19 protein-coding genes are annotated in these 22395 nt (G+C 40.1%); 12 read left to right on the top strand and 7 right to left on the bottom strand.

Going from position 1 to position 22395, the window contains the following annotated elements; translation table 11 throughout:
• Nucleotides 1-143: 143 nt before the first annotated feature.
• Complete coding sequence (locus tag MAMMFC1_RS07570) at nt 144-806, bottom strand: hypothetical protein (protein WP_126307840.1); 663 nt, start codon at nt 804-806, stop codon at nt 144-146.
• Nucleotides 807-1152: 346 nt separating this feature from the next.
• Between MAMMFC1_RS07570 and MAMMFC1_RS07575 the strand changes: the two genes are divergently transcribed.
• Nucleotides 1153-2415, top strand: coding sequence for a DUF1015 domain-containing protein (locus tag MAMMFC1_RS07575; RefSeq protein ID WP_126307842.1), 1263 nt, complete (start codon nt 1153-1155; stop codon nt 2413-2415).
• 116 nt (nt 2416-2531) lie between these two features.
• Here the strand turns inward: MAMMFC1_RS07575 and MAMMFC1_RS07580 are convergent, their stop codons facing one another.
• Entirely contained in the window at nt 2532-3185 is a 654-nt protein-coding gene (locus tag MAMMFC1_RS07580) for a TMEM165/GDT1 family protein (RefSeq protein WP_126307844.1), read from the bottom strand.
• Between the two features lie 495 nt (nt 3186-3680).
• Entirely contained in the window at nt 3681-5357 is a 1677-nt protein-coding gene (locus MAMMFC1_RS07585) for an IS1634 family transposase (RefSeq protein ID WP_158618614.1), read from the bottom strand.
• 271 nt (nt 5358-5628) lie between these two features.
• Here MAMMFC1_RS07585 and MAMMFC1_RS07590 point away from each other — a divergent pair, with 271 nt between their 5' ends.
• On the top strand, nt 5629-6453 hold the full coding sequence (locus MAMMFC1_RS07590; RefSeq protein WP_197723942.1) for an SDH family Clp fold serine proteinase: 825 nt from the start codon (nt 5629-5631) through the stop codon (nt 6451-6453).
• 187 nt (nt 6454-6640) lie between these two features.
• The gene (locus MAMMFC1_RS07595; RefSeq protein WP_126307848.1) at nt 6641-7789 is read left to right on the top strand and encodes a DUF362 domain-containing protein; all 1149 of its coding nucleotides are present in this window, start codon (nt 6641-6643) and stop codon (nt 7787-7789) included.
• Nucleotides 7790-7960: 171 nt separating this feature from the next.
• Here the strand turns inward: MAMMFC1_RS07595 and MAMMFC1_RS07600 are convergent, their stop codons facing one another.
• A complete protein-coding gene (locus MAMMFC1_RS07600) occupies nt 7961-8347 on the bottom strand; it encodes a hypothetical protein (protein WP_126307850.1) in 387 nt (128 codons plus the stop codon).
• A gap of 444 nt (nt 8348-8791) precedes the next feature.
• Between MAMMFC1_RS07600 and MAMMFC1_RS07605 the strand changes: the two genes are divergently transcribed.
• From MAMMFC1_RS07605 to MAMMFC1_RS07625, 6 genes are all read left to right on the top strand, one after another.
• Nucleotides 8792-9040, top strand: a complete 249-nt coding sequence (locus MAMMFC1_RS07605) for a hypothetical protein (RefSeq protein WP_126307851.1) — start codon at nt 8792-8794, stop codon at nt 9038-9040.
• Nucleotides 9041-9108: 68 nt separating this feature from the next.
• On the top strand, nt 9109-9576 hold the full coding sequence (locus tag MAMMFC1_RS07610; protein WP_126305634.1) for a helix-turn-helix domain-containing protein: 468 nt from the start codon (nt 9109-9111) through the stop codon (nt 9574-9576).
• A 10-nt stretch (nt 9577-9586) separates the two neighbouring features.
• On the top strand, nt 9587-10258 hold the full coding sequence (locus MAMMFC1_RS07615; RefSeq protein WP_126305635.1) for an IS630 family transposase: 672 nt from the start codon (nt 9587-9589) through the stop codon (nt 10256-10258).
• A 123-nt stretch (nt 10259-10381) separates the two neighbouring features.
• Complete coding sequence (locus tag MAMMFC1_RS21405; protein ID WP_158618683.1) at nt 10382-10543, top strand: hypothetical protein; 162 nt, start codon at nt 10382-10384, stop codon at nt 10541-10543.
• Nucleotides 10544-10606: 63 nt separating this feature from the next.
• The gene (locus MAMMFC1_RS07620) at nt 10607-11107 is read left to right on the top strand and encodes a hypothetical protein (protein ID WP_126307852.1); all 501 of its coding nucleotides are present in this window, start codon (nt 10607-10609) and stop codon (nt 11105-11107) included.
• A gap of 106 nt (nt 11108-11213) precedes the next feature.
• On the top strand, nt 11214-11582 hold the full coding sequence (locus MAMMFC1_RS07625; RefSeq protein ID WP_269471884.1) for a MarR family winged helix-turn-helix transcriptional regulator: 369 nt from the start codon (nt 11214-11216) through the stop codon (nt 11580-11582).
• Between the two features lie 40 nt (nt 11583-11622).
• Here MAMMFC1_RS07625 and MAMMFC1_RS07630 read toward each other — a convergent pair whose 3' ends face one another.
• Nucleotides 11623-12534, bottom strand: coding sequence for a 4Fe-4S double cluster binding domain-containing protein (locus tag MAMMFC1_RS07630; RefSeq protein ID WP_126307855.1), 912 nt, complete (start codon nt 12532-12534; stop codon nt 11623-11625).
• Nucleotides 12535-12645: 111 nt separating this feature from the next.
• Here MAMMFC1_RS07630 and MAMMFC1_RS07635 point away from each other — a divergent pair, with 111 nt between their 5' ends.
• The 3 genes from MAMMFC1_RS07635 (at nt 12646) to MAMMFC1_RS07645 (ending at nt 15941) form a co-directional block, all read left to right on the top strand.
• Nucleotides 12646-13476 (top strand): Cof-type HAD-IIB family hydrolase, encoded by an 831-nt coding sequence (locus MAMMFC1_RS07635; protein ID WP_126307857.1) that lies wholly within the window; start codon nt 12646-12648, stop codon nt 13474-13476.
• A 310-nt stretch (nt 13477-13786) separates the two neighbouring features.
• On the top strand, nt 13787-14443 hold the full coding sequence (locus MAMMFC1_RS07640) for a flavodoxin family protein (RefSeq protein WP_126307859.1): 657 nt from the start codon (nt 13787-13789) through the stop codon (nt 14441-14443).
• A gap of 319 nt (nt 14444-14762) precedes the next feature.
• Nucleotides 14763-15941: a G1 family glutamic endopeptidase gene (locus tag MAMMFC1_RS07645; protein WP_126307860.1), complete on the top strand. Its 1179-nt coding sequence runs from the start codon at nt 14763-14765 to the stop codon at nt 15939-15941.
• A 175-nt stretch (nt 15942-16116) separates the two neighbouring features.
• Here the strand turns inward: MAMMFC1_RS07645 and MAMMFC1_RS07650 are convergent, their stop codons facing one another.
• Both MAMMFC1_RS07650 and MAMMFC1_RS07655 read right to left on the bottom strand, forming a co-directional pair.
• The gene (locus MAMMFC1_RS07650) at nt 16117-17997 is read right to left on the bottom strand and encodes a PAS domain-containing protein (protein WP_126307863.1); all 1881 of its coding nucleotides are present in this window, start codon (nt 17995-17997) and stop codon (nt 16117-16119) included.
• 375 nt (nt 17998-18372) lie between these two features.
• Nucleotides 18373-22176: a carbamoyltransferase C-terminal domain-containing protein gene (locus MAMMFC1_RS07655; RefSeq protein ID WP_126307866.1), complete on the bottom strand. Its 3804-nt coding sequence runs from the start codon at nt 22174-22176 to the stop codon at nt 18373-18375.
• Nucleotides 22177-22395: the final 219 nt, after the last annotated feature.

Raw genomic sequence — 22395 nt, forward strand, 5'->3', positions numbered from 1 at the left:
TCACCATATTGTCTATTCCTTACCAGGGATATAAGGGCGCAAAAATGCTATTTGCGCCCTTAATGCACGGTTTCAAGACCTTATAACACTGCGAAGTGTCCTGTCAACTGATTTATTTTGCTATTATAGTTTTATACTTTGTTTTACCAGGCAAAGGACAATTCAGCCATTGCTTTAAATTTATGCTGTTCATTTTGGTCGTCTTTTTGGTTTCCGTCGAAGTCCATTATAATCTTCTCAACTTCATAATTTTTATTGATGAACATGTTAAACGTGAAATTGTGGTTTTCCATACTGCAGAACTCTTTCATAAAGACGTGATCCCCGTGATGATGGCACGTAGTATCTGCATGGCTTATTTTTTCCCGGATTAACGCTTTCATTTCTTCCGGTAAATCCCTGGCCTGCAGCGAAATAATGATGGTTTTATCGTCTTGCTCTTCGGCTTGCATGCTATTTAAGATGCTGAATGCAAAGGCAAGCTTATTCAGTTTTCTTTTTATACCCCCGGAATTAGCAGCATGATGACGGAGCATGTGCTTCATAAATTCATGACGCCTGCTTTCAGCCGGGTACTGCCTGGTAAATTCGGTATTGCTTTCATGCTTTACCTTTTTTCCCTCATAATCCAGGTCGGTTGAGATCTTGGCTTTGGTCTGCCCGGTTACTAAATTTTTTTCAAATTCATTTTGCAGGAAAAAAATTTTTGTTTGGTCTTTTTGCACTTCCACTTTTACGGCACCATTAAAAACCTCTTTGTCTTTCATTGTTTTGACTACGTCATACAAAAGCTTAATTTTATTCATGCCCAATAACCTCCTTATTTTCCCTGTGATGAGGTTATTATAAACAGCAATTTTAAATTGGCTTTAAAGCATTTATTAAAAATTTATAAAGATTCATAAATAATTTATTCAGCAAAATTTGCAATTAAAGATGATGCCTGTTAAGATCTGATAAGACCCTTTATTTTTAACAAAGAAAATATAATACTATTAAAGGACTTTATTCCCTCCCATGGAATTTAAAAGGAGTGTCCGATAAGCGGTTAAACGGCCTGCTTGGCTTTGCCTCTACAGAATGAATACATAAACCCGGCTGTGCCAATTCTTTAATGCGACTATATAGTTAAACACTTAAGGAGGAAAAATAGTGGCTGTTGTAAAACCATTTAGCGGCTTGCGCCCTGTTCCCGCATTAGCAGCGAAAGTGGCGTCGCTGCCTTATGACGTGATGGATTCGGAAGAAGCCCGCCAAATAACCAGGGACAATCCGTATAGTTTCTTACGGGTAACTAAATCGGAAGTTGATCTTGATCCGGGAATAGATGTTCATTCGCCGGTTGTCTATACAAAAGCAAGAGAAAATTTGGAGCAATTTATCAGGAATCAAATCCTGGTTCAGGATGAAAAACCATGTTTTTATATTTATCAACAGAAAATGGGACAACATATCCAGGTAGGTTTGGTGGCTGCCGCCTCAGTTGAAGAATACCAGCAAAACATTATTAAGAAACATGAACTGACACGGCCGGATAAAGAGCAGGACCGTGTAAATCACATCGTTGCTACCGAGGCTCAGACCGGTGCGGTATTTCTGACCTATAAAGCGGATGAAACAATCAACTCTTTAATAAACGGATGTTTACAACAACAGCCTGCTTATGATTTTACTTCGGACGACGGGATTAGTCATACGCTGTATGTAGTGGATGAACCGGCAAAAATCGCTGCCATTGAGCAAGCCTTTAAAAAAATCGACTGCCTCTATATTGCTGACGGGCACCATCGCTCCGCTGCCGCTTCGCGGGTATGCGACCTGTGCCGCCAGGGCAATAAAGCCCATTCCGGTCAAGAAGAATATAACACGTTCCAAGCCGTCATTTTTCCGCACAACATGATGTATATTATGGATTATAACCGGGTAATGCAGGATTTGAACGGCTTAACCCCGGAACAATTTTTAGCGGCAGTTCAGGAGAAATTCACTATTATTGCGCAGCAGGGAGCATTTAGACCCGGGCAGCCGCATTCTTTCGGCATGTACCTTGGCGGGAAATGGCATCAGCTTGTCGCCGGGTCCGGGTCCTTCCCCGAAGATAATCCGGTGGCTAAGCTGGACGTAAGTATCTTGCAGGACAACCTGCTGAATCCAATCTTAGGTATTCAAAACCCGCGTACAGACAAGCGGATTCATTTTGTGGGCGGTATCCGGGGAATGGAGGAATTGGAACGGCTTGTGGACAGTGGCAAATATACTGTGGCCTTTTCCCTGTTCGCAACTTCTATCGAAGAATTGATGGACATTGCCGACGCCGGCGAAATCATGCCGCCCAAATCAACCTGGTTCGAACCAAAATTGCGGGATGCCATGGTAGTGCACCTGGTCCCTTGCGCTTCCTATCTGAACCGTTAGCAGGAGTGTTCACTCGGCCTGACGGTATTGTCGACACATACGTGAATAAAAAACCGGCTTGTTGCCGGCATTTTAGATTAACCCCCCCTTTTTTTCATCAGGTGATAGCCTTTAAACTAGTCCGGCATCGTCTTTTCCGCCCGGGAAACCAGATGCATACATATCATCAGTACGGTAAGACCGGCAATGATTACTGACGGTGTAAGCACACTTCGCGGCAGGGATTCATATAACCCGAAAAGGCCAAACAAAATAAATACAATTGCCGCAAACCATTTAACAGTCCTTTCCGGTATTTTCCTGCCTAATACAATCCCGATGAGAATTCCGATAGCGTCAGCGATCATCATGCCTGTGGTAGTACCTATCCATACCGGAATGATGGAATTAAATTGCGCAGCTAATGCCACCGTGGCCAGCTGAGTTTTGTCACCCATTTCAGCTATGAAGAAGGCAATGGCCACAGCCCAAAACGGACTACAGCTTGTGGCCCTGTCTTCTTCGTTTAGCTTGTCCCCGCGAATAGTCCACAGCCCGAACAGAATAAAAGCAGCGGCAGCGGCAATCTGAATATAAGTCAGCGGTATAAAACGGGTCAGGTAGTTGCCGACCACCACGGCAAATAGGTGGTTTAATACCGTTGCGGCAAAGACTCCCCACATGACGGTTTGCCACCGGTAGCGAGTGGCGAAGGCCATAGCGAGGAGTTGGGTTTTATCTCCCATTTCCGCTAAGACAACAAAGACAAGAGACGTGACAAATGCGAGCATTGTTAGATCCTCCTTAGATGTAGTATATATAAAAAAGGAGACCTTTAGTATGACATTAGTTGTCATACTAAAGGTCTCGCTAATTGACGTTCGTCAACAACAGAGCCAGACGGTTTCCCATCAGCATGTTGACTCTGTTCTCCGAGCTACTCCCCTTTAGAAGTATTATGTTATATTTCATTTTAGAGTAAATACAGTCAATTGTCAACTATTTCTAAAGGAATAATCGGCAGACAGATTGCCAGCGTGAATGGACGTGAGAATGATAGTGGATCATATTTTAAAGGCGCTCATCTCGTCGAGATGAGCGCCTTTAAAATTGGAGAAACGTTTTTTGTTCTTACTCATTTTTCGCACCCTAATGTAAGCAATAAATAGTAATATGGTCGAGTAATTCAGAAGAGCTAAGGAATGTGCATCACAGACTTTTTTTTATAACAAGGGCAACTTGAATAAGCCCATGCTTGATGAGCCAATCACGAAATTTTCCTGGCACTATTCAAATTGAATGCCAAGTAGATCCATCCAAATGGGAAACGCTTTCAAATCTTCGTTACTTTGACACTCACACCTGTAATCTGGCCCTTCCCGGATCAGCACATAGGACTTGAATAGTATCAGCAACATCTCGGCTGTTGGCTGGGTCAGCTTGGCCCGATTCATCCCGATTCTCGGAGTCTGCGAATATCCTGCCAGTTGCTGACGAACCCGAAATTGCATCAGTCCTCGAATCAACAGCGCCACGGACAATAACATTAACAAAGCATCGATACGTCCTGGTTTCTTGAGAAATATCTGTGCCGCCAGCGCGGGTTCCTTGAGCGTCCTAAACTGTACCTCAACTCGGTGCTGCTCCTTATATTGGCGCAACACTTCGCGGTCAGACATCGCTTCTTCGGCTACGTTGGTAATCAAGACAAAACTCTCATCTTTATAACGGAGTAGATCGCATTTGTCGGTTTTCTCTCGGAAGATCTTGCCCTGCACACGCCAAGTCGTTTCTGTGATTGGAGGTTTAGGTGTTTTTCCCGGATTGCCACGTGATCTCTTTTCCACCGTGGTAGAGTCCAGGTTCCACTCCCATTCATAACAAGAATTCTTATGTTCCTGGTCGAATAACTGGGCTGCTTTACGGGCATCTGCTTCACAAGCAAACGGTCGATCCGCCAGAAGGGCTAGGGCCTTCTCCAAGGAATTTCGGTCTTTGGCTAGAATCTTGTCTACCCGCTCCCGACCGGCACTGGTTTTGACTACGATTAGACGGTATACCGATCCATCTACCCATTCTCGAAATCCTTGTGTCTGGTACTGGGCGCACTGTTTGCCTTCTCCAATCGCACCTTGAGAAACCCAATTTCCATCAGACTCAAATGCCAGTCGTTTTACCCGAACCGCCAGTTTCCGATAGAAAGCATCTGGACAGCGAGAAATGAACTGGACAGGGGTAGGCCGCTCTGTAAAAATCTTCAGGGTTGGCAAATTAATAAGCTTGGAATCGGCAATGTAGACCATCTTCTCAAGCCGCTCTCCATAGGTTTCCGTTAGAATATTGAGAGCCAAGCGGTTGAATTCTGTATCGGATGTATTGCCATCAAGCGGTAGACTGACCAGCGGAATTCCATGCTCATTGACGACTTTGCCCAAAACGACTTGTTTAAGATCCGGACGATGATCTTTACTATACCCATGGCAGACAGATAAACCTTGATAGTCTTCCTCCTCACATTCTTCGTAAGCACCAGCCAGAGTGATCGACGTAGTATCACAATGAAGTCTGTCTACAGGAACATCATAGGCAGCAAGACCCGCCAGACTAATCCGGCTAAACAAGGTTTCCGTACCGAAGGCACTGATTTTATCGAGAGTTCGAGCAATGGCATCGTCGGAAAAGTCTTCTGCCGCTAGACCTTCGCCAAATAGCATCGCAATATCGGTTCCGTAGAATGTTTTCCAGATGCGATAGAGGGGAGTGCGTGTATCGGCAAATGTTGATAATACTACACTCTTGGCCAAAAGACCGGGAGAAACTTTACATTGTTTCGAATCCCATTCTACGGATCGGTTAATGGTCTCGACGAACCCTAATTGATTCAAGTACTGATTTGCGACAACCGGAGCAAACGGCGTCTGTTGCTGCCGTTGCTCCAGGCTTGATGTTCCTTTCCAGCCCATGGTGTTCCCTCCATTTCCTTGATATGGATAGATTCGCCATCGGCCTTTGAAAACCATTTTCTTTTTGTATTTTCTAGAAAAATTTTTGTATTTTCTCACGAGACTGCGAAATATGGGTTCTTAATTGATTTTATAGAATATAGGCATCAAAAAAGGAAAAAATATGCTGGCGCAAACTTCCGGCTTCTTTCATATTATGTAATATACAATGCCGGGGAGTATACAGGCACGGTTTTCTTCGGAAACTAAGAAATGAATGGGGGGATTCCATTTGAATATTTCCGATTTGTTTTGGATATTTATTATCTTTATCACATTAGTCCCTATGTTTAAGCAGCGGAGCATAACCCATAACAGGCTGCAATATTTGCGAAGTATTGAACGAAAAAGAGGCACGCGGGTGATCAGCCTCATCCACCGGCAGGAAGCGGTAAGCCTGTTGGGAATCCCAATATCCAGGTATATAGATGTTGAAGATTCAGAGCAGATATTAAGGGCGATACGATTGACACCTGACGAAATGCCGATTGATCTGATCTTGCATACTCCCGGCGGCCTGGTTTTAGCCTCCGAACAAATTGCCAGGGCGATGATAGAGCACCCGGCCAAAGTGACGGTATTTGTACCGCACTATGCAATGTCAGGGGGAACGATGATCGCCTTAGCGGCCGATGAGATTGTGATGGATGCCAATGCCGTCCTTGGGCCGGTTGATCCTCAACTCGGCAAATATCCGGCGGCGTCCATTGTTGAAGTAGTAAAGAAAAAGGATATAAACCAGATTGAGGACGAAACATTGATCTTAGCGGATATGGCGGAAAAAGCATTGCATCAGGTTGAAAATTTTGTGCAAGAGTTATTAGAGGATAAGATGCCGGCAGAACAGGCTCGCGCGGTGGCCAAAATTCTTAGTGAAGGCAGATGGACTCATGATTATCCCATAACCTATGAAAAACTTCGGGAGATGGGGCTAAAAGTCAGGGACGATCTTCACCGGGAAGTTTATGTCCTAATGGAATTATATCCTCAACCGGCGCAACGGCGGCCATCGGTACAATATATACCGCTTCCTTATGATGATGAGGTAAAAAAATAAACATGGGCTATGAATATGAAAAGGATTTTTAAAAAAAAGATTACACCCTTGACAAGGGAAAATGGAATCGGTTACTATTAATTCGAAAGTTATCGAATTTTGTTATTGTATAAACGAACTACTGCGAGAGATTGAATGCGGAATAATTCCATTTTCAAAGCAGGTTAAACGGGATAGGAGGTTTAGAGTGTATAAAGTAAGTATAGCCAGATGTGCCAATTATCAATATAACGAGGTCGAAAAGTCGGTATTTCAGTGCCTTGATAAAATCCCGGAAATAAAACAAAAGATCAAATCTCAAACAAAAGTGTTGGTTAAGGCAAATCTTTTAAGAGGGAACGACCCGGAAGATGCCATCACAACTCATCCTGGCGTCGTACAGGCGATTGTACGATATTTACAGACTTTGGGCTGTAAGGTGATAATTGGCGACAGTCCTGGATCTGCCTTAAGCTATAATGAAAAACTGTTGCATTCCGTTTACAAAATTACCGGCATGATTGATGTTGCCAATACTACCGGCTGTGAATTAAACTATGACTCTGCCGTTATTGAAGTCGTAAACAGGTCGGCCCAAGGTGTTAAAAATATGCAAATTATCAAAATCGTAAACGATGTTGATTTTGTTGTATCGGCTGCCAAATTGAAGACACATGTGATGATGACCTACACTGGAGCTGTAAAAAATCTGTTTGGCGTAATCCCGGGACGTACGAAAATTGATTACCATCTAAGAATGAATAAGGCTGACAATTTTGCGGCCCTTTTGGTGGATATATGTGAGTATGTGAAGCCGGTTTTCTCTGTGATTGATGCGATTGAAGGAATGGAAGGGGATGGACCGGCGGCAGGGGATAAACGGCATGTGGGACTTATCTTGGCTTCTGAAAACCCTTACGCCTTGGATTTGGCGGCGATCCATGCCATCGGCATGGATCCCCAGGCTGTCCCAACAATGGTTGAAGCCGAAAAGAGGAACATTTTCAGCAATAATTTGAAAAATATCGAAGTTAAAGGCGTACAGTTACAAGAAATCCAGCTAAAACCATTCAAATACCCGGTTACCAAAAGTGTTAATGAATTAGGCGGAGTCCCTAAATTCGTTGAGAATTTTGTTTTAAATCATATGCGGCCTAAGCCTATATTTAATTACCAGACATGTGTTTCATGCGGTTTGTGCGTCGAGAGTTGTCCGCCGCGGGCTATTAAAATGCTGAATAACAAGCCGGTACTGAATTCCGACCGGTGCATCCGGTGTTTTTGTTGTCATGAGTTATGCCCCCAGAAGGCAGTACATATTAAGAGGAACTGGTTATATGAAAAAATATTAAAGTGAACTCGTTTAGCTTCTGCTTCGGAATTGGATAAAGTAATAAGCCTTGAGGCGGCATCGTTGTAGTCATTCTCAAGAGCTTCTGAAAGCTTCACTTGTGCGTTAGAAAATCCATTTCTTCAAAATACAATATTTCTTGGGCCGAAAAAGAAACCTGCCAGTAGCAGGATTGAACTATTTTAAGAATTTGATAGTCATTTCAGGGTAATATTTGAATTTGGTTGCAAATGGGTGGGAGATAAAGCCCGGCTCATCTTGAATCATTTTCTCAACTGTGCTTTTTTCGAGAATAGCATAAGGCTTAATCGTCCCAAAAGGTGTGTGTATTTCCGATGAAAGAATCCCGTTATCAATGCGGGAAAATTTAGCATTTTCTAAAACCACGGTATAGTCGCCCAAAACGTTCCCATTCTTTGTGAGGCGCATTCCAATTAGATTTTTCCCTGATAGGAATGACTTAATTGCTGAATATAGCGTATGATGGTTCTGCTCGAAGGCATCAATTGCTCGCTTGCAGAAAGGCAAAAATTCTTCTTGCATGAATTTGTCAGTGTCACTCACGCTTATCACTCCCGTTATTGGTATATTGTTCTTTCGAATAAACTTTCGCCACAGTCACCTGAGTATTCCTCTTTATCTTGTTATGTATTATGGCTAAATATACCGTTATCATTCGTCTTTGTTTTGTCACTATTCCGCTAATTATCATACGAATGTAGGTGATATCCACTCCCAGACCTGATCCGGTTTCGTGATTGTCAGATTCCTCAATAAATATGGCTGGATGTATTCCCTCCTCTCTTTAGCCTAAAACCAAGACTATATATTTCATCGACTAATTCTTTTCAAAACTTAACAGTTATAGCATTATCAGGAAATATAAGTTATATATTTAAAAATTTTTAAAAAACTTAATAATCGACTAAATTTTTCCGATATATTTAATAAGTATCTTTATAAATGGGCTGGAACATATTTAGCAAAAAAACAGGGAGGATGATAAACGTGAAAGCGAAAAAATTAGTTAGCTTACTGGTTTGTATGGTTATGTTATTTGCCCTTACAACAAGCGCGTTTGCTGCTTCGGGCACAAAATCTGTAACTGCCTCTGGGTCGATGGGCCTTGTTCTTGACGGCAACAAGAGCGGCCAATCAAATATAGTAACATTTAATGTTTCCGGATTACCCACAAATGCTGTCGTAACCAAGCTAGAATTAACTACTAGCAGTATGTCTAGTGTAGTGACATATTGATATTTAAACAAGAGTGCTAGCTTATAATCCCGCTTTATGTTACGCTAAAAGAAAACGGCGGTGAAACTATGGCTAGACCTAAAAAATATATTGTTATCCTGACGGATTCTGAATTAAAGGAGTTACAATCACTCCTTCGAAAGAAAAATACCTCTCATACTATTCGCTCTAGATGTCAAATTCTCATTGATCTGGATGAAGCTCATGGCAAAGTTCTGACCCATGAACAGTGTGCAAAATCCAATGGTGTCTGTATCGCAACCGTTCATAATACACTAAAAACATATGCTTCCGGTGGCATCCCTGCTATTGTGAAGTTGAAGAGAAATGTAAATTCCGATCAGGCCAGACGCCTTGTAGACGGACGCGCAGAAGCAAAAATCATTGAACTTGCCTGTGGGCCTGCACCGGACGGACATGTGCGCTGGACTCTCCGTCTGCTCGAAGAAAAATCACGAGTTGTGCTTGATACACCTGTAAGCCGGGAAGCCATCCGTCGCACTTTAAAAAAACGAACTTCAGCCTCACCTCAATGAGTACTGGTGTATCCCACCAAAAGAAAACGCCGAATTCGTAGCCTGCATGGAAGACATTCTAGAGGTATATGAAACACCCTATAATCCAATGCGTCCCGTTGTCTGCATGGATGAAAAACCTTACCAGCTTCTGGGAGATGAACGAAAACCGCTGCCAATGCGTCCCGGTGCTTCTCAAAAGATAGATTCGGAATACGTAAGGGAAGGAACCTGCAGTATATTTGTCTTCACGGAACCTCTTAGTGGTACAAGACATGTCAGTGTACGCGAACGGCGTACTGCTGCAGACTGGGCGGAAGAAATCAAATATCTTGTGGATGTCATGTATCCCGATATGGATAAAATCGTTCTGGTAATGGACAACCTGAACACACATAGGCCAGCGTCCCTTTATAAAGTCTTTGCGCCGCAAGAAGCTCGAAGAATTATAAAACGCTTAGAACTGCATTACACACCCAAACATGGAAGCTGGCTTAACATAGCAGAAATTGAGCTGAATGTTATGACCAGACAGTGCCTTTCCCGGAGGATTGATACTATATCCCGTTTAAAGGAAGAGTTGCAGTGCTGGAAAAATGAACGCAACCAGAAAGTATCGAGAGTTAACTGGCATTTTAGACTGGATAATGCCAGAATAAAACTTATATCTTTGTATCCCAAATTTGAGATCCAACAACAGTAATATTACGTTACCCCTCGTTGATGTTTACTATAAATATCAACGTGTCGATACACTAGTACAGGTGTCATTATACAAAAGGAATTACTTGTAAAACACAGCACTGGCAACTGGGCATCAGTACCAATGAGCCAAGGCGCACACACCGAGACTATAACCAGCGGAGCCATTCTCAATAAACCAGCCAACGGCACTTGGTCTGCCTGCTTCACCGGCGAGAATATCTCATCTAGCACCTCATCCAAAACCTTCAAAACGGTCAAATTAACAGTATACTATAGCTACTAAAATGTAATTAAGTTTCTTTTTACAAGAATTATCACCATTCCAGCCCAGGCAATAATTCTACTTTTGAAAAAAGAAGGTGAGATCATTATGCTTCACTCAATCAATCATAGTATTACTAACTTTACTGGCTACACAAAGACGTCGCCTAAGATGTCGGAATCTGCATATGAGAAGGCTATTCAAAACCTTGCCGCCAAAGAGGCCACTAAAGGCGTATTCCATAGCGGCAAGTCAGAGTATATGAGTTTGCTGAAAGACTATGTATCCGTCGCTTCCCCCGATAGACGCAGCCTGATAAACTATTTATTGCGTAATTTGCGTTGCTGCAGCTTCGACGATTTTGGAAACATAGATTACGCAGAACTCAAAGACGAAAATGGAAAAACCATTGGAATCTATTCACAAACGTATGGATGGAGCATAGTTGGTTCTTCTGCCGAAAACGCCCGTGAGAGTCATTTTTGCGCAATCTATAACGAAGCCTGGAATGCAACCTATAATAATAAAGGCAATACGTCGAGCGCAAGTAGCGCGTCGAACAGTTCTTTTGAGGCAACTGTGTAATACCAAAATAACCAATAATATTTTCACCAATGGAATCTAAAACACCGTATCGGCAGGTAATCACCGCCGAAACGGTGTTTTTTAGTTGATACCATACTCCCAAACCTTGCCGCGAGATACAAAGATCGGTTCTTCCCAAGAATGCACGGCAAGCAAATTGATTGAATCACTACGTATTGATGCCGGTTATTTAAGCAGGATTCTAAAACGTTTTGAAAAGGAAGGACTGTTGCAGCTGCTACATTCCCCGGTTGATAAGCGAATTCAATTGCTTTGCTTAACTCCTGAAGGGCAGGGAGTACTAAAAAAACTGGAAGAAGCATCAAACAATAACATTAAAAAACTTATCTCAGGACTCGCAGCGCACGAGCAAGCAAAGATAGCTAAGTCTATGACGGATATTCAACGCATTTTGGCAAAAGATAACACGAAAAGCATCAAAATACGTCAGATTCGAAGAGGGACAGGGAAATGAATAACTGGATTTATAACGAATCTAGACATTGCGGCAGTTTTTATAAGAGCAAAGCTCGTAAATTCCTCTGAATAATTGTGAGTTCATAGTCGGTCAGGTTCAATTTTTGCAGAGTATAACGTGTAGTTTCAGGAAGTCCGTCATAATCACTCGCGGATAATATCAGGTCTAGCTCACGCTCACTAAGAATGTCCGCAAACTCATTGGTTTGGCTGACGTGCTTATTCTGAGGGCAGGCAAGTTGACATTTTATACAACCCACCAGGGAGTTATGCCAGTTGCTGTCTACCCAAAGCGGAAATGGTCCGGGAGACTCATTGATATATGTAAGACATTTCTCGGCGTGGATAATATTTCTGTTTAGGTCAATACACCTGGCAGGACAGCTGTTTAAACAAACTTGGCAGTCTTCACACTCCGGCATTCTTTGTACGTTTTGCCATGTACCCGAGCTGACCGGCATGTCTGTTACCAATGCGATCAGCCGATAGAAGCTTCCCATACCACGGATGTAGGAAATGTTGTTCCTGCCGTAATAACTGAGGCCGCTTCTGACGGCAAGGAGTTTTAACGGAAGCTTGGCCCGAACCAAAGAAAAGTTTTCTTTCTTTAACTCGCGCTCCATAATATTTAATACTAGATTATCCGCTGTCGTATAGACGTAGGTGGGCGGCACAAGGATCGTTTGTTTTGTTCCTCGCCACATAATGTGGAGTTTCGTAATCGGCTGCGGCACTGCTGCGACGATAATCGACTGAGGATTGGATAGTACTGGGGAGTAATCATATTGAAACCCGTTCAAATAACCCCATAGCTTATTATTCACAAGGCCGGATTGAAGCAGCTCCGCCATTTCCCGCCGGAGATTTTGAAGATGATGAATAGGTACGATCCTTGCCTGGCAGCCGTTATTTTCTAGTTCGGCAAATAAGGCCGTTCTTAAAGACTTCATGTAAATCCCTCCCGATATGTAACTCTCATTTAATAATGCCGGTTACGGTGGTATAATTATAGAATTAGAAAAGGTATACAGCCAAAATTATTTTAAAGAAAGGACGCGTTTATGGCGTATAAATTAGTCTGTATTGATGTTGACGGGACACTTTTGAATAAAAAACATAAAGTTACCGAAAGAACAAAAGAAACAATATTGAAGGCGCATAAGCTGGGCATTCATATTGTGATAAGCACCGGACGAATGTATACTGATGCCGAATATTATTCAAATCTTATTGGTGTGAAGTCCCCGGTGATAGCGTCAAATGGAGCTTTCATAAAAGATAATAATAAAGTTATTTATAAGAATATTCTCGGCGAAAGCTTATCGCTGGAATTACTGGAAATATTTCGTAAGCACGGCATAAAGCCTTATTTTTCTACTCCCAATAAGTTCTATTATGGAAGTATTATATTTAAGCCTTTTTATATTGCAACTAAATTATTAGGCATGAGAACCAACAAACTAGATATGAAATATGTATTTTCCTGGCAACAGTGGCAAAAACTATTGCATAAAGAAAAAGATAATATTGTAAAATGTGAAATTATATATAGAAATCCAGCTTTAGTCACTAAAGTGCGGCAAGAACTAAAGAATACAAAACAATTAGAAACCGTCGATTCTTCAAAATATAGTATTGAAATTACCCGCCAGGGAGTCTCTAAAGGAAAAGCGGTAGCAATGCTGGCGTCTCTATATGATTTGAAACGGGAAGAGATAATAACCATTGGCGATAGTGAAAATGATTTATCTATGATAGAATACGCCGGTCTGGGCATTGCCATGGGAAATGCCCTGGATATTGTAAAACAAAAAGCTGATTACATAACAAGCTCTAACGACAATGAAGGAGTAGCCAACGCTATAAATAAGTTTATTTTTGGAAATATATAGTTTTCAAGAATGAGTTACAATCGTAATGCTAGGATAAGCGTAGGTTAAGCGGCAGCGTCGAAGCGTTCCTAGCATTACGATTAATAGAAAATCATTTTTGAATTCCATATAGATTCTAAATTCGGATTAATTCTTTTTTTCGGGCAAACAATTTTTTTATCACATGCTTCATCTTTATTCATCATATTGCTTTCTTTTTTTGAAGGAATTACAGTAAAGGTAATTCCTTCCTTACTTATAGAAAAGGTGGTATACTTGGCTTAAATTTTACCATGAGTACCACCGAATCGCAATTAGGGAGGGGTTATGCATGAAAATTCTCGCGGTCAACGGTAGTCCAAGAAAGAACTGGAATACGGCAACATTGCTGAATAAGGCGCTGGAGGGTGCCGCTTCACGAGGAGCTGAGACGGAATTAATCCATCTTCACGATCTCAATTACAAAGGTTGTATCAGCTGTTTCGCGTGTAAAACCAAAGGCGGTCAAAGCTATGGCAAGTGTCCCATACAGGATGACTTGCCGCCAATTTTCAAAAAAGTGGAGGAAGCAGATGCTATCATTTTAGGGTCACCCATATATTTTGGGAGGGTCACCGGTGAAATGGCATCATTTCTCGATCGGTTGCTGTTTCAGTATTGTGTATACTCTAATTCTCCCCAATCGCTGTTTCCAAAGAAAATTAATAGCGGGTTTATTTATACAATGAATGTTACAGAAGAAGAGATTAAGGGATATTTTGATCAACATCTTATTTTTAACGAAAAGGTGCTGCGACGCGTTTTTGGAGAATCAGAAACTCTCAGCAGTTTTGATACTTATCAATTTGAGGATTACTCAAAGGTAGTTGTAACCCGTTTTGATCCGGAAAAGAAAGCAAAAAGGCGCAAGGAAGTATTTCCCATCGACTGCAGCAAAGCCTTTGATATGGGGGCCAGATTTGCTGGAGCATCACCAGCACAAATTTGAGTGCCTTATCCATATTGTGTAAATGCTTGTTTGGTATCGATACAAGAATGGCAAGGTAACAGAATACCGTGAAACGTTGAGGTATGTCGAAGGAACTGTCCCAATTACATATTCCTTCGACATACTTTTTTTGTCTGAATTGTAAATTCAATGTAATATTTTTGCAGGAAATTAATTTAACATATAGAATATCTTAAATATGTTGCCAAATTTAAAATTATAAGGAGGTGAAAATAGAATAAAGAGGGGGTGGTAACTTAAGACAAAGACTACTGTCAAAGAAAGCACTTCCAAAATAAGAAAAAGGAGATTATTAGCTATGAAAAAAAAAGATTTGTTTAAAACAACAATAACATGTTTAATCATGTTATTGGCTTTGACTCTAATTAGCATAGATATTCAAACATACGCACAAGGTACAACTGAAACTAAGGAAACAAAGGTTATAGAAGAACCAATAACCAAGGAACCTACGGATAATAAGGATACTAAAGAAACTAAGGATAATAAGGAAACCAAGAATACTAAGGAAACCAAAACTGAACCAGAAGCGGTAACCAAGGAACCTAAGAGTGTACAAGAGCCGGGAACTAAAGGCGACGAGAGCATACAAGAGCCGGGAACTAAAGGCGGCGAGAATGTACAAGAACCGGGAATGAAATTACAACCGGTTACTGTAAAAGAATTAGGGATAACTGATGAAGACGCCAAAAATCAAATTATCAAACGGCATGGCGAGGACTTGGCAAAACATATGCAACTTCGCGTAAAAGGACCATTATCATCTGAGCCGCAGCAAAAGAATAGTAAATTCAGCGAAATACGATTTTCAAAACCAGCTACCGATAAAAAAGCCAATAACTTTTCTGGTTACATATCAGACATTCCAAAAGGAACTTTATTGGGAGCCGAGGGACGATTCAATGTACCCCAGGTGACAAATGACGGTCTGCTTTCTGCTTGGGTGGGTGTTGCGGATGCTACTCCTGATCAGCCTAAAGTAGTACAAGCCGGCGTAGAGTTTAGTTCATATCGCCAAGCTTGGGTTGAATTTTTCCCTGGTGAACCACTTTGGGTGCCTGCCGAATTCTCTATTAACCCGGGAGATTCTATATATATTGATGTTGCACAGGATACGATGTCTGGCGCCTGGACCATTTTAATAATCAACGAAACAACTAAAAAGTGGTATTGCGATGGGTTTAGTACAGATGTAAAATTTGACGCAAAACAGGCATGTTGGATTTTAGAAGTTCCCACGGCAAAAGATCAAACCGGTCAATTTATCAGCCCGCCTCCTACTCACGCTGATATTACGCACTTCACAAAAGCAGGCTGGGAAAAAGGGCAGTCCTATACTGTTTCCAGAATCAATGACGATAGTATTGAGGCGCTTTATAGATTCTCCCTCACTGACAAGCATGATTCAATACTGTTCAGTCCTAGTAATATCAACCCTGATGGAATGAGTTTTGACGTAAATACCAGCATTAAATAACTGTGAACACCCCCTAACCACTATAAGTGGTTAGGGGGTACCTTTGCTTGATACAATTTTTTAACGAAACTTCTGTTATATCCCAATGCGGTTTGTTGCAGTAATGAACCGCGGACCTATTTTGTTATATAGTTATATAAGTAAGGAAAAAATTTCCAATGTATGAGGTTAAATCTCATTCCGTTTTAGCATTAAAAGTAATTATAAAGCGGGTTCCCTTATCTTTCTTGGATTCTACCTCTATAATTCCGTTGTGGCGCCGCACAATCCCGGCACAAACAGAAAGCCCTAGCCCAGTGCCGTTTTCCTTGGTAGTGAAGAACGGGTCAAATATTTTTTCCCGATTTTCCTTACAAATTCCGCAACCGCAGTCATCAACACATAAGGAAACCGTATTGCCTTCAACAATAGTTTCAATAGTTAGCGTTCCGTGTTGACTCATAGCTTCAATTCCGTTTCTTGTAAGATTTAATAGCAACTGTTTAATTTCTTTTTCATTCAATAAGAGGTGAGGCAACTCTTCGGCTAGATTTATTTTCAATTCAATACCTTGCTCCATTGCGTCAGTGGATATAAGGGGAATAATTCCTTTGATTATGGCATTTAAGTCTTGTTCTTTATACTCTACCAGCTTATTTCTCGCCAAAGAAAGGAAGTTAGTAATAATCTGCTCAATTCGTTCTAATTCGCCTAAAACAATACAGAACTGTTCTACCATATCGTCTGGAACTTTTTTATTCAGGAATTGCAAATAACCTTTTATTACCGTCATAGGGTTTCTAATCTCATGCGCTACCCCAGCCGCCATTTCGGCTACTAAATTTAGACGGTCAAGTTTTACCATGTCTTCCTTAAGTTTTTCATATTCGGTGATATCATGGATTATTGTCATAGCGCCAATAATCGTATTTTTGTAATTACGAAGTGGAATTGCGTTAATTAAATAACAATTTCCATATGCGTTTTTTAAATAACAATCTAATGATTCTACTCCGTTTAGCGCTTGCTGACAGGGTGAGTTTTCCCAATTAAATCCTAGTGTTTCTAAAAGATATTGTCCTGACCTGCCTAGGAATTCTTCTTCTTTAAAATTTGATATTCGTTCCCAATAGGCTTTATTTACTGCGATAACGTTACCTTTGTTATCATATAGAACAATTCCCAAAGGGCATAATTCAATCAACTGGTTTAGCTTTTTATTTTCAGTTAAATATTGGTTTAAGAGTTCGTGCTGTTTTTTCTGGTTTTCTTCTCTAAATTTTTCATGCTCAGTTATATTGCTATTTATTCCAATAGCCCCAACAATAGCGCCTGTTGCTTGCTCCCTTACGGGTAACACGCTCATTAGGTATTTTTTTTCTGATGCAGTTAAAAATTCTTGACTGGTTTCAATCCCGTTCAACGCTTTAGTAATCGCAGATTTTTCGTGGTCAATCCCTAAATATTCATTGATGAGTTTATATTGTTTACCAATAAGGTCAACCCGGTTAGACGAAATATCTTCTGTAAATGCCTTATTTACCGAAACTATTTTTCCGTGGTTATCAACAATATAGATAGCCATCGGACATAAATCGAGTAACTGGCTGAATTTTGCGACTTGATTAGAAAGGGTTAGTTCTGATAATTTTCTTTCTGTAATATCCGTAACATTACACATAACTGCTTCAATTTCGCCGCTAGATGTGACGATCGGACTTATCAAACATTCAAAATAGTCATATTGCCCTTGTATATTAAGAATGTCTATGCAATTTTCATAGTCAGCAGTTCCAGTATTAAATACCTGTATTATTTTTTCATCCAGCCGCTCAAATGCTTCAGAGGGCAAGTTAATAAATTTTTTCCAATCTCTACCTATCATATCAGCCGGTTTTAAACCAAAATATCTTGCGCCCATTTCACTTATATAAAAATATTTGAGGTCTTTATTCATAATACTGACAAAGTCAAACTTAAATTTAAATTGCGGCTGAAATTTTAGTCTGTTAGCTAATACCTTTTCCAATTGTTGGTCAGTCGCAGCTAAACTTTTGATAAGTTCCTGTAATGGCATAAAAACCTCCAAAAATATCATGATAGCTTAAAATTATACATTCAATAAGGAAATTCCTCCAGCGGTAGTATTTTTTTGTTAAAAATGTAAATTATTAATAAATTCGACAAAATTTTACTTTGATACTTATTCAAAAATATAACAGCAACATCATGATATTAATGTGTAGCTTATTCATAATAGCAGAAAATGCATTTGAGGGAAAGTTTTTCTCTTCCCACAAATGCATTTTTAATAATTACCTAATTACCTAATTACCTAATAATTTTTTATCTTGATAATGAGTCAAGACTCCCGCCCCTACAGGCGGCGTTAATTCAGGTGGAGTAGACTCTCCACCTGAATCCCCGATGTTTCAGCGATGCTGAAACGAGTTCACTGTTTTATATAAGAGGTAAGACATGTTGGTGTTGTTTTTGTTTGAAATTCGATAATCTGTATACTTTCATCTTTTTCCGGATTCGCACAATTACTTAAAGTAGCAGCGATTTCTTTGGATTTATAAAAATCAATATATTTTTGCTGCCGCTTTTGCAACTTGACTTTAATTATACCTTTGTAAATCAGATCAATAACACAATCTTTGTAAGCAAGCGCTGCTAATACCGGTTCTTCTTCCACTATCATTTCCAAAACTTTATATACATCTTCATCTATTAAATATTCACTGTAAAATTGATTTTTCGAATACAAAAAAAACTTTTTATTATTACTATTAAAAGAATAATCAATTTTTATATTTATGTCATCCGATAGCTGTAGGTATAATTTATCCCATTCCACTGAATTCAGCCTGTCAATTTGTTCAAAATATTCTTTTACCTTTTTATTAATTGCTTGCGTAGGGTTATAAATGGATTTTGAATAAAAACTGTTTCCCTCTTTTTTTATTAGAATGTAGCCAAAGTTTACCGACGATATACCGGAAGAGTTAAAATTTTGTATCCACATATCCAATTCATCATTGTATTGCTCAAATGTCTGCTTAAAAGGATAGTGGCAATGTGGTACGGAAAACAAAATATCATTTCTGTCGGCAGTAGTCAGTATTAACTTATCCGCCTTTGCCGTTCCCCACCACTTGTTCAATTTTTCTTCATATTGGTGAACATTCACTAAATCGGAAACAATAAAAAGACTTCCTGTATTGTTAAGGTGTAAATCAGCATTTGTGATAATGGCTTCTAATATTTTTTCGCCGTTATTGCCGCCGTCTCTAAAGTTCAAATTACTGTTCGGACTTGGAACAAAAGGCGGATTTGCTAAAATAGTATCAAATTTTTCATTGCCAATAGGGGTGTAAAGATTACCCTCAACAAACCTTACATTGGATACTCCGTTTAGCTGCGCATTAAATCTCGCAAAACGTATAGCCCGCGGATTGATGTCGATCCCAATGACTTTCTTTCCATAGCAGCTGGCTGTAATTGCCTGGATGCCGGAACCTGTACATAAATCAAGTATATTTTCGGACAGATACTTCGGTACAGTATGTACTAAACCTAAACTGTCCATTCCAATATACATAACCGGACTTTCCTCAATATGGTCTTCTTCTTCATAGATCATATAGCGATGGTCGGTAGCTATAAAAAACTCATGAATACAGTATATATCGACTCTGGAAGCAAATAATTCTTCCCTTGGAATAATAATTCCTATGGTGCATAGGGTCTGGAAACAATAATCCCCAAGTATATCTATCATTCTTTCTTTGCTTAGAGAATGGCGCAACAAAAATAATCTTATCAGGTCTTCCAGCTTTCCTGCACCAAGTTTATGATTGCTGTAGTAATGAATATAAGTTGGCTCGATACTTTGCAGGGTTTCAATCGCAAGCAATTTACAGATATTGCTTTCTGAATAGCCATGTATTGTAAGGCTGTCACTAAACTGCTTAAGGGTATTATATAAGCTGAAAGCCTCATTGCCAAACTGTCCCAGTGTAATATCCGTAGGGACATTGATACTGTCGCTTTTTCTTCTAAATGTTTTATCGGTTAAATTGTATCTCTTAAGCTGTTTTGCTGCCCATTCCAATTTTTCCCGGAATACTTTTTCCGATAAATTTAACTCCAGCCTTAATTCCTCAAGCTCATCGTCTGTCCCTTTATAGCAGAGCATTAGCAGCCGCACTTCTTCATAAGTAAAAAATTTTGCAGGAATTAACCCGGATAAATCCTTTATTTCCGACATTCCCAGCGGATCCAGCAAAAGTAGCAGATCTTTTTCTAATTGGGCTGAAAAATGCTTGCCAAGGGGACTTTTAGCGAAAAAAACAGATGTTTCTTTATAAATTGCTCCTTGGGAAGAAATTCTTTCCAATTCATTTCTTGTCCACATTAAATTTTCCGTTTTGCCAAAGAAAATAGCTTCATCCAGCTGGTTCATCAAATGAGTAACATCTATTCTTTCTTCCGTTAAACCATGAGGATAATCCGATTCCTGCAATTGTGCCAGATGCTCTTCATAGCTTAATACAAGTGAATTTTTCTTTCTTATCCAATAGCCTTCAAGGCTAAGAAAATCTATATCGGTTGAAAGGAATGTGCTTATGGCCTCTTCCGGCGTTTCAATAATTGGTTGTCCGGCTATATTGAAGCTCGTATTTAAAATAACCGGACAACCGCCTCTTTCTTTAACCATTTTATGGCACAAATCATAAAAGAAGGTGTTTTCTTTCGTAACTGTCTGAACTCTACCCGTACCATCATGGTGAGTAACAGAAGGAATTTGATCATGGTATTCTTTTTTGATATTGGAAACTAACAGCATAAAGGGAGATGCTACAGCCTGTTCAAATATTGTAGATATCTCTTCCCAAGGTATTACCGGGGCAAAGGGCCTAAACGCTTCTCTGAATTTTACTCTATAATTCAATATGTCTTTCATTTTTTTAAAAGTTGGATCGGCAATAATTGATCTATGCCCTAAAGCTCTGGGGCCAAATTCCGAACCGCCTTCAAACCTGGCAATGATATTCCCTTTTGACATCTGAACCGCACAAGTTGAAACCATTTCGGGATAAGAAAGCTTTTCCACAGTGATTTCATTTGCGAACTTATGAATAGCAGCTTCTATTTCAGTTTCCGTATAATCTCTGCCAAGGGTTGCTTTCTCCAGTTTGCAGCGAACGTTACCCTTCTCAATGTTATGATAGGCCCAAAAGGCATTGCCTACAGCAATGCCTGCATCCCCGGCTGCCGGGAAAACAAAGATATCTTCCAAATTCAGTTCTGTTAAAAGCGTATAGTTGGCAACTGAATTTAAAGCTACTCCGCCCGCGCAGCAAAGTTTTCGGCAATTCGTTTGCTTAATTGCAAGTTCAACAATGTGTAACAGTGCCTCTTCCAATTCTGATTGAATTTTATATGCCAAATCTACAATATAAGGTCTAAGGTAGGCTTTCCCTTTTCCATCGTCATATAACTTTTTCAGTGCTTCTACTTCCAGAAACAAGTCATAGGCGGAAATATCTATACTGTAACTGTCCGGTTTGGCCTGTAACCACTCATGCCATTTATCGCAATAAGTTCCATAAGGGGCCAGTCCCATGAGCTTTCCGGCTTCCGGTATTGCCAGGTTTTTTCCAATGGCGGTTGAAAAACCAGCTAATTTTGTAATAAATTCATAGACAAACCCAAGGGTGGAAAGCGGCGCCAAATATGCTTTGACTTTTTCACTATGTAACAATTTTATCTCAGTTCCCTTGGCAATATACAAGCTGTATGATTCTGTAAGCCTCTCTCTGTCTGTAGTACCTGAAGCATCGGCAACAAGGACAATTGCTTCGTCAAAACCGGATGGCCAATACGCTGTATAAGCATGAGACAAATGATGACTTGGAATCCCATAGATTTTAGCCGATACTTCTTTGGGAAAGGCTCTTTGCAATATATCTATCGAATAGTCTATTCCCGGCATATTGGCGGTAATAGTGGAAACCTCATTCATTCCAATATCGCATTTTCGCAGACAATATTGAATCGCTTCATGAGGAATCTGAATATTTCTACAATCTCCCAATGATTGGTGCAAAAAACCTATACTATTTTTTGTCCGATCCAATCGTTCTTGCTGGATTGCTGTTTCGATATTTCCATTTTTTACAATTGCTGCTGAACGATCATGCCCAAGGTTAATTCCTAAATGATATATTGATCCATCCGAAGTCGCCATAAATTATTCCTCCCGATAAATCGTTTCCCAATTGTTTATAAGACCCGCTTTTGCGGGCGATAGGCAATGAAAGCCAATAAGCAAAATAAAAATACTGTTACTGCCATAAGCTGTGCTGCAAGCTAGTTTTTATATTTATTCCTAAAAAAGGAAAAAAGTTAGTATTACAGGTTTTTATTGGAAATTATTCGTCAGATATCTTGTTTTTCCTTCAAAAAA

It is taken from the genome of Methylomusa anaerophila (assembly GCF_003966895.1).
GTDB lineage: Bacteria > Bacillota > Negativicutes > Sporomusales > Sporomusaceae > Methylomusa > Methylomusa anaerophila.

Bases quoted from the DNA above. Each gene is read 5' to 3' on its own strand.
- MAMMFC1_RS07640 (WP_126307859.1), top strand. From the start codon at position 13,787: ATGAAAATTCTCGCGGTCAACGGTAGTCCAAGAAAGAACTGGAATACG.
- MAMMFC1_RS07645 (WP_126307860.1), top strand. From the start codon at position 14,763: ATGAAAAAAAAAGATTTGTTTAAAACAACAATAACATGTTTAATCATG.
- MAMMFC1_RS21405 (WP_158618683.1), top strand. From the start codon at position 10,382: ATGAGCCAAGGCGCACACACCGAGACTATAACCAGCGGAGCCATTCTC.
- MAMMFC1_RS07650 (WP_126307863.1), bottom strand. From the start codon at position 17,997: ATGCCATTACAGGAACTTATCAAAAGTTTAGCTGCGACTGACCAACAA.
- MAMMFC1_RS07585 (WP_158618614.1), bottom strand. From the start codon at position 5,357: ATGGGCTGGAAAGGAACATCAAGCCTGGAGCAACGGCAGCAACAGACG.
- MAMMFC1_RS07610 (WP_126305634.1), top strand. From the start codon at position 9,109: ATGGCTAGACCTAAAAAATATATTGTTATCCTGACGGATTCTGAATTA.
- MAMMFC1_RS07580 (WP_126307844.1), bottom strand. From the start codon at position 3,185: ATGCTCGCATTTGTCACGTCTCTTGTCTTTGTTGTCTTAGCGGAAATG.
- MAMMFC1_RS07655 (WP_126307866.1), bottom strand. From the start codon at position 22,176: ATGGCGACTTCGGATGGATCAATATATCATTTAGGAATTAACCTTGGG.
- MAMMFC1_RS07570 (WP_126307840.1), bottom strand. From the start codon at position 806: ATGAATAAAATTAAGCTTTTGTATGACGTAGTCAAAACAATGAAAGAC.
- MAMMFC1_RS07630 (WP_126307855.1), bottom strand. From the start codon at position 12,534: ATGAAGTCTTTAAGAACGGCCTTATTTGCCGAACTAGAAAATAACGGC.
- MAMMFC1_RS07635 (WP_126307857.1), top strand. From the start codon at position 12,646: ATGGCGTATAAATTAGTCTGTATTGATGTTGACGGGACACTTTTGAAT.